Origin of the sequence: Micromonospora sp. NPDC023814 (assembly GCF_040639595.1) — a bacterium.
GTDB lineage: Bacteria > Actinomycetota > Actinomycetes > Mycobacteriales > Micromonosporaceae > Micromonospora.
This window is the reverse complement of the sequence record NZ_JBFAAF010000031.1, coordinates 68,949-82,759: the sequence shown is the minus strand read 5'-3', so window position 1 is coordinate 82,759 and position 13,811 is coordinate 68,949. Positions and strand designations below refer to the sequence as shown.

Below are 13,811 nucleotides of genomic sequence, written 5' to 3'. Positions count from 1 at the left end.
AAACGCTCGGCTGGGATACCCCAGCCGAGCGCCTCGCTAAGCTCCTAGCCGTCACCGACTAGCCAACGCGTTGCAACGACCCCTTGAAACCGCCGTGTTAGGAAGGGGCCCTTCCTCTACCTCAGGCGTTAACAAGGTGCCCTTCCTTACACCTACCGGTCGGTGGCGGTCAGGGCGTCGACGGCCTTGCGGGCGGCGATCAGCACCGGGTCCCAGACCGGGGCGTACGGCGGGGCGTAGCCGAGGTCGAGGGCGGTCATGTCGTCCACCGTCATGCCGTTCCACAGTGCCACCGCGAGCGTGTCGATCCGCTTCGCGGCCTCGGACCAGCCGACGATCTGCGCCCCGAGCAGCCGGCCGCTGGGCTTCTCCGCGATCAGCTTCACCGTCATCGGGCGGGAGCCCGGGTAGTAGCCGGCGCGGTTGGTGGACTGCGCGATCACGGAGACGAACTCGAAGCCGGCCGCCCTGGCGTCCCGCTCGCGCAGCCCGGTGCGCCCCACCTCCAGGTCGCAGACCTTGGTGACGGCCGTGCCGATCACGCCGAGGAAGGTGGCGTACCCGCCGCCGATGTTGATGCCGGCCACCCGGCCCTGCTTGTTGGCGTGGGTGCCCAGCGGCACGTGCACCGGCATCCCGGTGACCCGGTGCACGGTCTCCACGCAGTCGCCGGCGGCCCAGACGCCCGGCACGCCGGCCACCCGCATGCGGCGGTCCACCCGGACCCCGCCGGTGACGCCCAGCGGCAGGCCGGCGGCCTCCGCGAGCGCGGTGTTGGGGCGTACGCCGAGACCGAGGACGACCAGGTCGGTGGGGATCGGCCCCTCGGCGGTGACCACCGCGGAGACCCGGCCGTCGGTCTCCTCCAGCCCGGTGACGGCGAGGCCGGTGCGGATGGTGATGCCGATCGCGCGCATCGCGTCCGTGACCAGCTCGGCCATGTCCGGGTCGACGGTGGACATCGGCTGCTCGGCCTGCTCCACCAGCGTGACGGAGAGCCCGCGCTGGATCAGCGCCTCGGCCATCTCCACGCCGATGTAGCCGCCGCCGACCACGACCGCCCGGCGCGGCCGGGGCTCGGACTCCAGCCAGGCGCGCAGCGCCGCGCCGTCGTCGAGGGTCTGCACGCCGAACACCCCGCCGGCGCCGGCACGCGCCCAGTCCGGCTTCGTCGGCACCGCGCCGGTCGCGTACACCAGGGTGTCGAACCGCTCGCGGACCTCGCCGCCGCCCCCGAGGTCCCGCGCGACCACCTCGCGCCGGTCGAGGTCGATGGCGGTGACCTCGTGCCGCATCCGGACGTCGACGGCGAACTTCTCCCGGAACGTCGCCGGGTCGCGGGCGATCAGCTCGTCCCGCTCGGGCACCAGCCCGCTGATCCAGTAGGGAATGCCGCAGGCCGAGTACGACGTGAAGTGCCCGCGCTCGAACGCGACGATCTCCAGATCGCCGCGGTCGCGGCGGCGGCGCGCCTGGGACGCCGCCGCCATGCCCGCCGCGTCTCCACCGATGACGATCAGCCGTTGCGCCACGGGGACCATCCTGTCACGGGCGACCCGCCCCGCGGGTCTGTCGCGCGACGTCGGAGACCACGTCCACGAGCGTGCCGCCGCGGGCGAGGACGGCGCGCTGCCGGGCCGCCCCGCTGCCGTGCCGGCGCAGCCCACCGACCAGGTCGGTCACCTCGTCCAGGTCGCCGTGCCGCTCCAGCGCCGGGCGCAGCCGCTCGACGAGCTGGTCGAAGAGCTCCCACGCCGGGCGCAGCTCCCCGTCGGTGAGGTCGACGCCGTCGCCCTCCAGCCCGTCGTGCGCCGCCCGCCAGTGCGCGGCGACCAGCAGGTGGTGGTCGGTGCGGATGGCGGGCCGGCCGGCGGCCATGTCGTCCAGCGCGGTCGCCACCATGGCCCGGACCAGCGCGGCGACGAGCACCGCGTCGTCCACGGACGGGCAGACGTCGCCGATCCGGATCTCCACGGTCGGGTACCTGGCCGACAGCCGGGCGTACCAGTAGAGCATCCCCTCGTCGAGCATCACGCCGCTGGCGACGAGCTGCCGGATCAGCCGTTCGTAGTGCTCGTGCGACGCCAGGAACGGGGTGGGTGCCACCGACGGCCAGCGCTCCCACTCGATCGACCGCCAGCTCGCGTACCCGGTGTCCTCGCCCTTGGCGAACGGGGAGTTGACGGTCACCGCGTGCAGCACCGGCAGCCAGGGCCGGACGTGGTTGAGCACCTGCACCCCGGTCTCCGGGTCGAGCACCCCGACGTGCACGTGCATGCCGTTGTTGCCGGGGCCGGGGACCAGCAGGCGGAACCGCTCGACCATCCGGTCGAAGCGTGGCTTGTCGACCACCGGGGGCACGGGCCCGTCGACCGGCCCGGTGCCGATGGCGAGCAGCCGTACGCCGGCCCGCTCGGCGGCGTCGGCGAGCGCGGCCCGCAGCACCCCGAGGGAGTGCCGGATGGAGGAGAGTTCCAGGCCGGGCGGGCTGCCGATCTCGATCTGGCTGGTCTGGAACTCCCGCTCCACCTGGCCGCGCAGCTCGGGGGGCACCTGATCCATGACGAGGTCGACGGCGGGCACCGCGGCCCCGGTGTGCGGGTCGACGAGCAGGAACTCCTCCTCGACACCCACCGTGAGCAGATCCGTCCCCTCGGCCGTCGCGCTCGGGGCCTCCGCCACCTGGCCGGTCATCGCCACCACCGTCCGTTCGCGCCCGGTCGCGGTCCGTCCGTGCCGGGTCGGCCAGTGGTTACACACCGTGTCGACGCGGGAAAACGCGCCCCGGCGCGTCGCCCGGCGTGTCGCCCGCCGGGCGTCACCGGCGGCGGTCGTCCTCGCCGTCCTGCACCATGGCGCGGACCCGGCGCAGGGTCGCGTCCTGGGCCAGGATCGCCTCCCGCCACCGGTCCAGCGTCCGGCGCAGGTCCCAGACCGTGGCCCGGAGCTGCTGCACCTGTTCGCGGGTCGCTTCGAGTTGCGCCCGGGTGACCAGGGCGGTCTCCTCCAGCTCGGCGACCCGGGTGCGCAGCGGCTGCACCAGCGTGAGGGCGGCGTCGGTGAGGGTGTCGGCGGCGTCCGCCTTGAACTTGCCGCGCTGCACCACGACGGTCGCGATGGCGGCGAGACCGCCGGCGCCGCCGAGGACCCCGAGGATGGAGAGCAGGACCTGTACCCACTGCGGTGCGCTCGGCGCGGACGCGTTCACGTCCCACCTCCGGTGGAAGCCACGCCGCCGTCCAGCCCGGCGGGCTGGGCCGCCTGGACGGCCCGGGTGAGGGCGCGCAGGTCGCGCACGATCTGTGCGGCGCGCCAGCCCGAGCCGATGGACACCGCCCCGACGAAGGAGGTCGCGGCGACCCCCTGCTGCCCGGCGACCACCGCCACGGCGACGGCGTACATGCCGGTGATCGTGCCGAGCATCAGCACCGAGGCGAGCTCGGTGCCGAGGGCGGTGGAGAGCCGGCCGGGCCAGAAGATGCCGAGCAGCCCGGCGACGCCGGCGACGACGAGACCTAACTCCCACCCCACCTGGATGGGGCCCGGCATCGCCATCTCCACCGACTGCGGTCGGACGCCCAGCGAGATCAGGAGGACCCCGCAGACGGGGGCGGTCACCATGACGGCGATCTCGAAGGGCTGGTGCCGCGGGCGGATGCGGTTGTGGGGCACGGTGGCTCCTTGGTGGTGGCCCACCACCTCGTCGAGGCGGCCCCGTCGGGCCGGGCGGGCGCCCGGCCGTGAGGGGGTGTGCCGGGAGGGCCCGCTCCCGCTGGCCCGGTCGGCTCGGCGGCCTGCCCGACGGGTCGGGCGGCGCATCGGTGACCGGGAGTGACGGCAGGCCGGCGTTGGCCCGTCGATGCCCCAAGTCGTACCACTCCACGGCGGCTCCGTCCACCCCGGATCTGTCGTAAAACCGCAGGTCAGCGGTCGGAGTCGCCGATCGGGCCGGCCGGCGTGACAGCGGGCCCTAGGCTGGTCGGCGTGCCGGGAGCGTGGCGGGTCGTGCTGGGGACGTGGGCGTACGCGCTCACCCACCTGACCCTGCTCGCCGACCGTCCGGCCGGGCTGCTCGCCGGGGCCGCACTGACCGCCGTCGTGCTGCTCGCCGCCGTGCTCGCGCTGCACGCGGCGGTCGGCGTCGGCGCTCCCCGGGCCGGCCGCGCCGCCGCCCTGCGGGCCCGGGCCCGCCGTCGCTGGGTGCCCCGGCAGGTCGATCCGGACGCCGCCGGGCGTCCCCGCCCCCGGGCGCCCGGGGCCGTTCCCTCGGCCGCGTAGCGCCGCCGCCGCGCGGCCGATTCCGCCGTCACCCGAGGCCCGGCGACGCCCTGTCGTCCCGTCGGGCCGTCACCCGGAATCGGAACGAGGGGTCACCATGCTCGCCTTCGCACCACTGCACGACGCCGTCGGCGCCGCCGGCAGCGCGCTCTCCTGGCTCACCACCCTGCTCGAACCGCTGGCCGGCGGCGCGGCCACCGCCGCCGCGATCGTCGTCCTCACCGTGGCCGTCCGGCTGCTGATCTCGCCGCTGACCCTCGCGCAGGTTCGCGGGGAGCGGCGTCGCGCGGCGCTCGCCCCGGAGGTCCGCGACCTTCAGCGGCGGTACGCGCACGACCCCGCCCGGTTGCAGGGCGAGTTGTTCGCGCTCTACCGGGCCAACGGCGCCAGCCCGGTGTCCGGCTGCCTGCCGATGCTGCTCCAGGCGCCGGTCCTGCTGGTCATGTACCGGCTCTTCACGACCGCCGGCGGCGGCACGGGGCTGCTCGCCGAGCGGCTCGCCGGGGTGCCGCTGGGCCACCACCTCGGCGACGGCCTGGGCGGCGCGGTGCTGCCGCTGTTCGGCGTGCTGCTGGCAGCCCTGCTCGCCCTCGCGTGGTGGACGTCGCGGCGGATGCGGCGTGCCGCGGCCGCGACCGGCACGGTGGCCGGTACGCCGACGGAGGGGCCGGGGGCCGCGGTGCTCGGCCGGCTGCTGCCGCTGCTGCCGTACGCGACCGTGCTGGTGGCGCTGGTGCTGCCGCTGGCCGCGGTGATCTACCTGGTCACCACGACCGCCTGGTCGGCGCTGGAGCAGGCGGTGCTGCGCCGCCCGCAGGCCGCGCCAGCGGACATCGATAGACATTGACATCTGCCGGGTCGGCACGTACAACTCGTGAGAGAGCGCTCTCTCGACCCGTCCCCGCAGAGAGGCACGTCCATGACACCTGCCCCGGCGGCCCCCGCCGCCCCGCCCCCACGACGCCGGCCGGCCCTGGCGTCGGCCCTGCTCGCCGTTGTCGCCACCACCGCCCTGGCCGGGGTGACCGTGACCGCGAACGCCGCCGTGCCGGCGCCCGCGCCCGGCTGGAGTCTGGTGTGGAGCGACGACTTCACCGGCGCGGCCGGCACGCTGCCGTCCGCCGCGAACTGGATCATCGACACCGGCACCAGCTACCCCGGCGGCCCGCCCAACTGGGGCACCGGCGAGATCCAGACCTACACCGACAGCACCGCGAACGTCAGCCACGACGGCGGCGGCAACCTGCGGATCACCCCGCTGCGCGACGCCTCCGGCCGCTGGACCTCCGCCCGCATCGAGACCGTGCGCAGCAACTTCAAGCCCCCCTCCGGCGGCGTGCTCGCCATCGAGGGCCGGATCCAGATGCCGAACGTGACCGGGGCCCAGGCGGCCGGCTACTGGCCGGCGTTCTGGGCGCTCGGCTCGCCCTACCGGGGCAACTACCAGAACTGGCCGAGCATCGGCGAGTTCGACGTGATGGAGAACGTCAACGGGATCAACTCGGTCTGGGGCGTGCTGCACTGCGGCGTGGCCCCCGGCGGGCCGTGCGACGAGTTCAACGGCATCGGCGCGTCCCGGGCCTGTCCCGGCAGCACCTGCCAGTCCGCGTACCACACCTACCGCTTCGAGTGGGACGCCTCGGTCAGCCCCCAGCAACTGCGCTGGTACGTCGACGGCCAGCTCTACCACAGCGTGAGCCAGTCCCGGGTCGGCGAGCCGTACTGGTCGCAGATGACCGGCCACGCCGGCTACTTCCTGCTGCTGAACGTGGCGATGGGCGGGGCCTTCCCGAACGGGGTGGCGGGTTCGGCCACGCCGACGGCCGCCACCGTCCCCGGCCGGCCGATGCTGGTCGACTACGTGGCCGTCTACAGCCGGGGCGGCGGCACCACCCCGCCGCCGACGACCCCGCCTCCCGGTGGCGTGCGGGACGCGTACGCGACGATCCAGGCGGAGTCGTTCAGCGCGCAGAACGGAGTGATCGTCGAGGCGTGCGCCGAGGGCGGCCAGAACGTCGGCGCGCTGCGCAACGGCGACTGGGTGCGGTTCGACAACGTCGAGTTCGGCGCCACCCCGCCGCGCGACTTCGTCGCCCGGGTCGCCTCCGGCGCGGCGGGCGGGGTCAGCGGCCTGGTGGAGGTCCGGCTGGACAGCCCGACCGGCCCGCCGATCGGCAGCTTCGCGATCGCCAACACGGGGGGCTGGCAGAGCTGGCGCTCGGTGCCCGGCAACGTCGCCGGCCCGACCGGCCGCCGGACGGTCTACCTGACCTTCACCAGCGGCCAGCCCGCCGACTTCGTCAACGTCAACTGGTTCACCTTCCGTCGTTGAGCCGCGGGGAACCCGGGCGGTCGCCGCCCGGGTTCCCCGCCCCGCCGCCCCTGGACATAAACAGTTAACAGTCCTAATAATAGGCGTCAATGTCGATGCCAATGGATGTCGTCCGGGTGTGGAGGGTGCTGTGAAACGATCCAGGTCTCTGGTGTTGTCGCTGGTCACCGCCGTGGTCGCGGCGGTCGGGGCGGTGTGGGTGGCGATGCCGGCGTTCGCCGCAGGGGCCACCGCGAGCTTCGTGAAGACGTCCGACTGGGGGTCGGGCTGGGAGGGGAAGTACACGATCACCAACGGCGGCGGCACCACCGTCGACGGCTGGGCCGTCACCTTCGACCTGCCGGCCGGGACGACCGTCGGCTCGTACTGGGACGCCCTGCTGACCTCGTCGGGCCAGCGGTACACCTTCACCAACCGGTCCTGGAACGGCAGCATCGCCCCGGGCGCCTCCGTCTCGTTCGGCTTCCTGGGCAACGGGCCCGGCGCCCCGGCCAACTGCCAGCTCAACGGCGCGTCGTGCGGTGACGGCACCGCCCCGCCCACCACCGCGCCGCCGACGACGGCGCCGCCGACCACGCCGCCCCCGACCAGCCCGCCGCCGAACACCGGGCTGCCGAAGCACATCCTCACCGGGTACTGGCACAACTTCGACAACCCCGCCGTGGAGCTGCGGCTGCGCGACGTGCCGAACGAGTACGACGTGGTCGCGGTCGCGTTCGCCGAGGCCACCGCCACCCCCGGCGCCGTCACCTTCGCCGTCGACCCCGGCCTGTCCGCCGCCCTCGGCGGCTACACCGACGCGGACTTCTCCGCCGACGTGCGCGCCCTCCAGTCCCGGGGCAAGAAGGTGATCATCTCGGTGGGCGGCGAGACGGGCCGGGTGGCGGTCAACGACGCCGCCTCCGCCGCGGCGTTCAGCGACAGCGTGCACGCGCTGATCCAGCGGTACGGCTTCGACGGCGTCGACATCGACCTGGAGAACGGGCTGAACCCGACCTACATGGCGCAGGCGCTGCGCTCGCTGCGGGCCAAGGTCGGCAGCCGACTGATCATCGCGATGGCCCCGCAGACCATCGACATGCAGTCCCCGGGCAGCAGCTACTTCAAGCTCGCGCTCGACATCAAGGACATCCTCACCGTCGTGAACACCCAGTTCTACAACTCGGGGGCGATGCTCGGCTGCGACCGCAACGCCGCGTACGCCCAGGGGACGGTGAACTTCATCGTCGCGCTGGCCTGCATCCAGTTGGAGGCCGGGCTGCGTCCCGACCAGGTCGGCCTCGGCCTGCCGGCCGGACCCGGCGCGGCCGGTGGCGGCGTCGTCGCGCCGAGCGTGGTGAACGCGGCACTGGACTGCCTGGCCCGCGGCAGCAACTGCGGCAGCTTCCGCCCGCCGCGCACCTACCCGGGCATCCGCGGCGCGATGACCTGGTCGGTCAACTGGGACGTGACCAACGGCAACGCCTTCGCCCGCACGGTGGCCCCCCACCTCGCCACCCTGCCCTGACGGCCCCGGGTCAGCGGGTGGCGGCGCCGGCGCGGTCGCGGTGGCGGGCGCGCCGGCGGCGGGACTTCTTGACCGCCCACCAGGCGATCATCACCACGAAGACGGCGACGATGCCGTAGTCGAACCAGTCGCTGTACCGCTCGACCTGCTGCCAGCGGGAGCCGAGGGCGTAGCCCAGGCCGACGAAGAGCGAGTTCCAGACGCCGCTGCCCAGCGTCGTGAAGGCGACGAACTCGGGCAGCGGCATGCGGTTGGCCCCGGCGGGGACGGAGACCAGGCTGCGCACCACCGGGATCATCCGGCCGAAGAGCACCGCCCACCGGCCGTGCCGCTCGAACCAGCGGTCCGCCCTCTCCAGGTCGTCCCGGTCGACCAGCGGCAGCCGGTCCAGCCAGCGCTTGAGCCGGTCCTCGCCGGCGGCCGCGCCCAGCCAGTAGAGGACGAGCGCCCCCACCAGGGAGCCGGCGGTGGCGGCGAGCACCATCAGCACCACGTTGAACCGTCCCTCGCCGGCCAGGTAGCCGGCCATCGCCAGGACGATCTCGCTCGGGATCGGCGGGATGATGCTCTCCAGGGCGACCAGCAGCGCCACGCCGAACGCGCCGGCGGCATCGATGACCCCCGCCACCCATCCGGTCAGCCCGCCGAGCCGGGTCGGGTCGACGTTCTCGGCGAGTGCCATCGCGATCCTTTCGCCGGGTCCGGGGGATCAGAGCCCTCTACCCCGCGACCCGCCGGTCACACCTGTCCGTGTCCGGAGCCACGCCGGCTCAGCCCTCCGGGTGCAGCGCCGCGTCGGCGGGCCCCCGCCGCCACCCGGTGAACCGGACCCGCAGCCCCGCCCGGGTGGGGGAGCAGCAGTACGGGCCGGCCGTCGCCACCGCCTCCGGCGGCAGTGGGGCGAGCCGGACCAGCCGCCACGGCTCGCCGCCGGCCCGGGCCCGCACGGTGAGCGCGTCCCGTTCGCGGCTGACCCGGACGGTCACCTCCCGCCCGGCCCACTCCGGCACCGGGGCGACCGACCAGTCGGACACCTCCCGGGTCACCACGGCGCCGACCTGCGGCAGGCCGTCGCTGACCTCCACCCCGGTCTTCACCCAGTTCCGCTCGTCGACGCGGACCAGCGCGCCGGCCTGGTCGAACTGCTCGCCGTAGTCGAGGTGGAAGGCCACCTCCACCGCGTCGCCGACGGGCAGCGGCGCGAGCAACGCCGGGGCGTCGTCGTGCACGAAGCCGTACGAGGTGTGCCGCCACAGGTCGCTGCCCCCGGCCGGCTCCACCAGCAGCTCGCCGGCCGGTCCGTGCTCGACCCGCACCGGCTCGTTCCACCACTCGCCCTCGGCCCAGTCGACTTCATGCGCTCCGTCTCCCATGCCGGCGACCGTACCGCCGCCCGGACCACGCGTCGCTGCCGCCCGGTCCCGCGTTTGCCGGACGCGGGGATGGGAGACATTAGGTCGGCATGGCTGACAGGTGGTACTCCGAGGCCGTCGTCTACTGCCTCGACATCGACACGTACGCGGACTCCGACGGCGACGGCGTCGGCGACATCCGGGGCCTGATCGGCAGACTCGACTACCTCGCCCGGCTGGGCGTCACCTGCCTCTGGCTGCACCCCGTCCACCCGTCGCCCAACCGCGACGACGGCTACGACGCCACCGACTTCTACAACGTCGACCCCCGCTTCGGCACCCTCGGAGACTTCGCGGAGCTGCTGCACCAGGCGCAGAACCGCGGCATCCGGGTGATCATCGACCTGGTCGTCAACCACACCTCGGACGAGCACCCCTGGTTCCAGTCCGCCCGCTCCTCGCCGGACTCGCCGTACCGCGACTGGTACGTCTGGTCCGACCACGAGCCGGACGACCGCCACCAGGGCATGGTCTTCCCCGGCGAGCAGAACGAGACCTGGACCTACGACCGGACCGCCAAGGCCTGGTTCTACCACCGGTTCTACAGGTTCCAGCCGGACCTCAACTTCGCCAACCCGAAGGTGCGCGAGGAGGTCAAGAAGATCGTCTCGTTCTGGCTCCAGCTCGGCGTCTCCGGCTTCCGGATGGACGCCGTGCCGTTCATCATCGAGCTGACCGAGGCGGGCAACCCGAACTCCCCGAAGGACTTCGACTTCCTCACGGAGCTGCGCCAGCACGTGCAGTGGCGCCGCGGCGACGCCGTCCTGCTCGCCGAGGCCAACGTGGAGCCCGACCAGCTGCCGACCTTCTTCGCCGACGCCGGCGGCTCGGCGAACCGCCTGCACATGCTCTTCGACTTCATGCTCAACGGGCGGCTGATGCTGGCCCTGGCCCGGCAGGACCCGGAGCCGATCGTCGAGGCGCTGCGAGACACCCCCGCGCTGCCCGAGGGCGGGCAGTGGGCCACCTTCCTGCGCAACCACGACGAGATCGACCTGTCCCGGCTCACCGCCGAACAGCGCAACCAGGTGTACGCGGAGTTCGGCCCCGACGAGAACATGCGCATCTACGACCGGGGCATCCGCCGCCGGCTCGCCCCGATGCTCGGCAACGACCGCCGGCGCATCGAGCTGGCGTATTCGCTCCAGTTCTCGCTGCGCGGCACGCCGGTGCTGCGCTACGGCGAGGAGATCGGCATGGGGGAGGACCTGTCGCTGCCCGGCCGGGAGGCGATCCGCACCCCGATGCAGTGGTCGTACCAGCCGAACGCCGGGTTCTCCACGGCCGACCCGGAGAAGCTGGTCCGCCCGGTGGTCGACAAGGGCGACTTCAGCTACGAGAAGGTCAACGTGACCGCCCAGCGCAGCGACCCCACGTCGCTGCTCGCGTGGTTCGAGCGGATGATCCGTACGCTCCGCGAGGCCCCCGAGGTGGGCTCCGGCTCGACCACGCACATCGACGTGGCGATGCCGCCGGGCGTGCTGGCGCACCGGGCCGACGGGCGGACCGGGACGATGGTCTTCCTGCACAACCTCGGCACCTCCGACGCCGAGGTGGACCTGAGCATGCTGGAGCCGGAGGCGGACCTCCCCGTCGACGTCCTCGCCGACCGCAACTACGGCGGGGTCGGCAAGCTGGACCGCCTCAAGCTGGCCGGCCACGGCTACCGGTGGATCCGCCTCTGCCGGGGCCGCGGCCGCTAGCCCCGGTTCCATGTCGACCGCCGCCCGCCCCACCTCGACCGGCGACCCGGTCACTCCCGCCAGCCGGCCAGCTCGACCCCCTTGGCGAGTTCGACCCGGAAGCCCATGGTGATCTCGCCGCTCTCGCCCGGCCCGAGCCGCAGCCGCCAGGTCAGCTCGCCCAGCTCGGTACGCTCGGCCGGCGGCGGGACGACCGTGGCTTCCCGGACGACCACCGCCTCGTCGCGGGACACCGGAAGCTGGTCGCGTACCTCCACCGTCGCCGCCCGGGGCGTGTGGTTGGCGACGCTGATCCGGTACTCCACCTCCCGTCGCCGGGTCGAGCCGAGCGTGGCCCGGGTGTCGGCGCGCCGGCCCAGCTTCCGCTCCACCCGTACCCGGTCGTCCACCCCGAGCGCCAGTTCGGTCTCCTCACCCGGCGCCCACGTCGGCAGCCGGGTGGCCGCGACGAAGTCGGCGCCGTGGAAAACCGCCGCCGGGCCGGGGAGCAGCGTGTGCGCCGAGGTGTTGCGGACCGTCGCACGCAGGTGCGCCTCGGCCGCGCGGACCGGCACGGTCACGTGGTCCAGCCGGGCCGGCAGCTCCAGCACGGCGATGGTGGCCCGGTGCGCGCTGCCGTCCGCCGGCACCGCGACCGGGCGGGCCGGCCGGTAGGTGGCGGCGGTGACCCCCTGCTCGACCGTGGCCACGCTCTCCCGCACCTTGGGGCGCGGCGGGGCGGACCGGGCCGCACCACCCGCGGCGGCCGGCGCCGCGCCGGGCGCCGGCGGTGGCGGCAGCGCACCGAAGCTCGCCGTCGACCTGGGCATCGGCGGTACCGGCCGGACCCGGTCGAGGTACCAGGGCGACAGTTCGGGTACGCCGGTCGCCGCTGCCGGCCGGGCGGTCGAGAGCCGGAGTTCGCACTCCGGCCAGTCCTCGCCGGTGTCCTGGCTGACCAGGCCGAACCAGGTGACGGTCATGGTGTCGTCGACCAGCCGCAGGTCGTAGGAGGGCTGCCAGCGGGCTCCGTCGACCAGGTAGGTCAGCTCCAGGTCCAGCTCGGCGTCGTCGGCGTCCACCGCCACGGTCACCTCGGCGGCCAGCCGGTCCGGTTCCCGCTTGCCGTTCGCCGCCGCCAACTGTCGCTCGACGGCCGCCAGCTCCTCGGTCAGGTCGGCACGTCGCCGGGCCAACCCGCGCCGCCGGCTGCGGGAGTCGGCGAGCTGGTCGGCCACCGAGTCGGCGAAGCTGGCCACGTCGGTCGGGGCGGCGTCACCGGAGGCCAACGCGCGGGCGTACGTGCCGCCGGCCCGTTCGGCCAGCCGGCCGATGAACTGCCCCCGCTGCGCCTCGACCTCGTCCGCGTCGTCGACCTCGGCCAGCTCGTCGGCCAGCTCCCGGCTCCGCTGCTCCAGCTCGCGGACCTGCCCGTCGGTGCTGCGTGCCTGCCGCCACGTCGTCACGTCCACGCCGAGCACGGTGACCGCGCCCCGGCCGCCGACCCGTACCGAGTCCCGCCGCAGGCCCAGCGGCAACGGTGCGACACGTACGCGGTGCTCACCGGCGGTCAACCGGGTGCTGCCCCGGCGGGTGACCCGGGCCCGGTCCGGGTAGACGGTGACACCGACGACGGCTGCTTCGATCTCCACTGCGTTCACGGCGGCGACGGTAGCCGAAGCGTGCTCGTGACCCCGGCAGGCCGCGGCGGGGTGTCGGCAGGACCGGCGTCCCGCGCCGGGCCGGCACGCCGTACGCCTGGGTTAAGCTCCTCCGGTCGAGCGGAAGTTACCGGGAGGTAGGAATGTCGGAGGAGCAGCGGGTCGCCATCGTCACGGGGGCGGCGCGGGGGATCGGGGCCGCCACCGCCCGCCGGCTGGCCGCCGACGGCCTCGCGGTCGCGGTGGTCGACATCGACGAGTCGGCGACCAAGGAGACGGTGGACGCGATCGCCGCCGCCGGTGGCCGGGCGCTCGGCGTCGGCGCCGACGTGTCCGACCGGGCCCAGGTCGAGGCGGCCGTGGAGCGGGTCGCCGCCGGGCTGGGCGCGCCGACCGTGCTGGTGAACAACGCCGGCGTGCTGCGCGACAACCTGCTGTTCAAGATGAGCGACACCGACTGGGACACGGTCATGGGCGTGCACCTGCGCGGCGCGTTCCTGTTCAGCCAGGCGGCCCAGAAGCACATGGTCGAGCAGAGGTGGGGCCGGATCGTCAACCTCTCCAGCACCTCCGCGCTGGGCAACCGGGGCCAGGCGAACTACTCCGCCGCGAAGGCCGGCCTCCAGGGCTTCACCAAGACGCTCGCCATCGAGCTGGGCCCGTTCGGGGTGACCGTCAACGCGGTCGCGCCCGGCTTCATCGTCACCGACATGACCGCCGCCACCGCCGCCCGGATGAAGGTCGACTTCGACGACCTCCAGAAGCACGCCGCGGCGGAGATCCCGGTCCGCCGCACCGGCCGGCCGGAGGACGTCGCGCACACCATCTCGTTCCTGGTCAGCGAGGGAGCGTCGTTCGTCTCCGGCCAGGTCATCTACGTCGCCGGCGGCCCCAAGGACTGACTGCGCCGACGTCCCACCCCGTCCCGGCGAGGCGGGG

At 74.0% G+C, this 13,811-nt stretch carries 13 protein-coding genes; 6 read left to right on the top strand and 7 right to left on the bottom strand.

The genetic code is table 11. From position 1 onward, the window contains the following. Positions 1–152: 152 nt before the first annotated feature. From AB0G14_RS18715 to AB0G14_RS18700, 4 genes are all read right to left on the bottom strand, one after another. Complete coding sequence (locus tag AB0G14_RS18715; RefSeq protein WP_357698920.1) at positions 153–1,532, bottom strand: FAD-dependent oxidoreductase; 1,380 nt, start codon at positions 1,530–1,532, stop codon at positions 153–155. Positions 1,533–1,545: 13 nt separating this feature from the next. Next, positions 1,546–2,694 (bottom strand): glutamate--cysteine ligase, encoded by a 1,149-nt coding sequence (locus tag AB0G14_RS18710; RefSeq protein ID WP_357698918.1) that lies wholly within the window; start codon positions 2,692–2,694, stop codon positions 1,546–1,548. Positions 2,695–2,818: 124 nt separating this feature from the next. Beyond that, on the bottom strand, positions 2,819–3,166 hold the full coding sequence (locus AB0G14_RS18705) for a hypothetical protein (RefSeq protein ID WP_357698929.1): 348 nt from the start codon (positions 3,164–3,166) through the stop codon (positions 2,819–2,821). Positions 3,167–3,204: 38 nt separating this feature from the next. Continuing rightward, positions 3,205–3,672, bottom strand: coding sequence for a hypothetical protein (locus AB0G14_RS18700; RefSeq protein WP_357698916.1), 468 nt, complete (start codon positions 3,670–3,672; stop codon positions 3,205–3,207). Between the two features lie 312 nt (positions 3,673–3,984). Between AB0G14_RS18700 and AB0G14_RS18695 the strand changes: the two genes are divergently transcribed. The 4 genes from AB0G14_RS18695 (at position 3,985) to AB0G14_RS18680 (ending at position 8,117) form a co-directional block, all read left to right on the top strand. After that, positions 3,985–4,278, top strand: coding sequence for a DUF6412 domain-containing protein (locus AB0G14_RS18695; RefSeq protein WP_357698914.1), 294 nt, complete (start codon positions 3,985–3,987; stop codon positions 4,276–4,278). 97 nt (positions 4,279–4,375) lie between these two features. Continuing rightward, on the top strand, positions 4,376–5,125 hold the full coding sequence (locus tag AB0G14_RS18690; RefSeq protein ID WP_357698912.1) for a membrane protein insertase YidC: 750 nt from the start codon (positions 4,376–4,378) through the stop codon (positions 5,123–5,125). 72 nt (positions 5,126–5,197) lie between these two features. Then, the gene (locus AB0G14_RS18685; protein ID WP_357698910.1) at positions 5,198–6,610 is read left to right on the top strand and encodes a carbohydrate-binding protein; all 1,413 of its coding nucleotides are present in this window, start codon (positions 5,198–5,200) and stop codon (positions 6,608–6,610) included. A gap of 130 nt (positions 6,611–6,740) precedes the next feature. Then, the gene (locus tag AB0G14_RS18680; RefSeq protein ID WP_357698908.1) at positions 6,741–8,117 is read left to right on the top strand and encodes a cellulose binding domain-containing protein; all 1,377 of its coding nucleotides are present in this window, start codon (positions 6,741–6,743) and stop codon (positions 8,115–8,117) included. Between the two features lie 10 nt (positions 8,118–8,127). On the opposite strand, the gene AB0G14_RS18675 is transcribed toward AB0G14_RS18680, so the two are convergent. Beyond that, complete coding sequence (locus AB0G14_RS18675) at positions 8,128–8,799, bottom strand: DedA family protein (protein ID WP_357698906.1); 672 nt, start codon at positions 8,797–8,799, stop codon at positions 8,128–8,130. Positions 8,800–8,887: 88 nt separating this feature from the next. After that, the gene (locus tag AB0G14_RS18670) at positions 8,888–9,490 is read right to left on the bottom strand and encodes a DUF1349 domain-containing protein (protein WP_357698904.1); all 603 of its coding nucleotides are present in this window, start codon (positions 9,488–9,490) and stop codon (positions 8,888–8,890) included. Between the two features lie 89 nt (positions 9,491–9,579). Between AB0G14_RS18670 and AB0G14_RS18665 the strand changes: the two genes are divergently transcribed. Continuing rightward, the gene (locus AB0G14_RS18665; RefSeq protein ID WP_357698902.1) at positions 9,580–11,232 is read left to right on the top strand and encodes an alpha-amylase family protein; all 1,653 of its coding nucleotides are present in this window, start codon (positions 9,580–9,582) and stop codon (positions 11,230–11,232) included. Between the two features lie 50 nt (positions 11,233–11,282). Here AB0G14_RS18665 and AB0G14_RS18660 read toward each other — a convergent pair whose 3' ends face one another. Beyond that, positions 11,283–12,872, bottom strand: coding sequence for a DUF4139 domain-containing protein (locus AB0G14_RS18660; RefSeq protein WP_357698900.1), 1,590 nt, complete (start codon positions 12,870–12,872; stop codon positions 11,283–11,285). Between the two features lie 143 nt (positions 12,873–13,015). Here AB0G14_RS18660 and fabG point away from each other — a divergent pair, with 143 nt between their 5' ends. Further along, the gene (fabG, locus tag AB0G14_RS18655; protein WP_357698898.1) at positions 13,016–13,774 is read left to right on the top strand and encodes a 3-oxoacyl-ACP reductase FabG; all 759 of its coding nucleotides are present in this window, start codon (positions 13,016–13,018) and stop codon (positions 13,772–13,774) included. Positions 13,775–13,811 lie beyond the last annotated feature (37 nt).

Bases quoted from the DNA above. Each gene is read 5' to 3' on its own strand.
- AB0G14_RS18710 (WP_357698918.1), bottom strand. From the start codon at position 2,694: ATGACCGGCCAGGTGGCGGAGGCCCCGAGCGCGACGGCCGAGGGGACG.
- AB0G14_RS18690 (WP_357698912.1), top strand. From the start codon at position 4,376: ATGCTCGCCTTCGCACCACTGCACGACGCCGTCGGCGCCGCCGGCAGC.
- AB0G14_RS18685 (WP_357698910.1), top strand. From the start codon at position 5,198: ATGACACCTGCCCCGGCGGCCCCCGCCGCCCCGCCCCCACGACGCCGG.
- AB0G14_RS18675 (WP_357698906.1), bottom strand. From the start codon at position 8,799: ATGGCACTCGCCGAGAACGTCGACCCGACCCGGCTCGGCGGGCTGACC.
- AB0G14_RS18670 (WP_357698904.1), bottom strand. From the start codon at position 9,490: ATGGGAGACGGAGCGCATGAAGTCGACTGGGCCGAGGGCGAGTGGTGG.
- AB0G14_RS18665 (WP_357698902.1), top strand. From the start codon at position 9,580: ATGGCTGACAGGTGGTACTCCGAGGCCGTCGTCTACTGCCTCGACATC.
- fabG (WP_357698898.1), top strand. From the start codon at position 13,016: ATGTCGGAGGAGCAGCGGGTCGCCATCGTCACGGGGGCGGCGCGGGGG.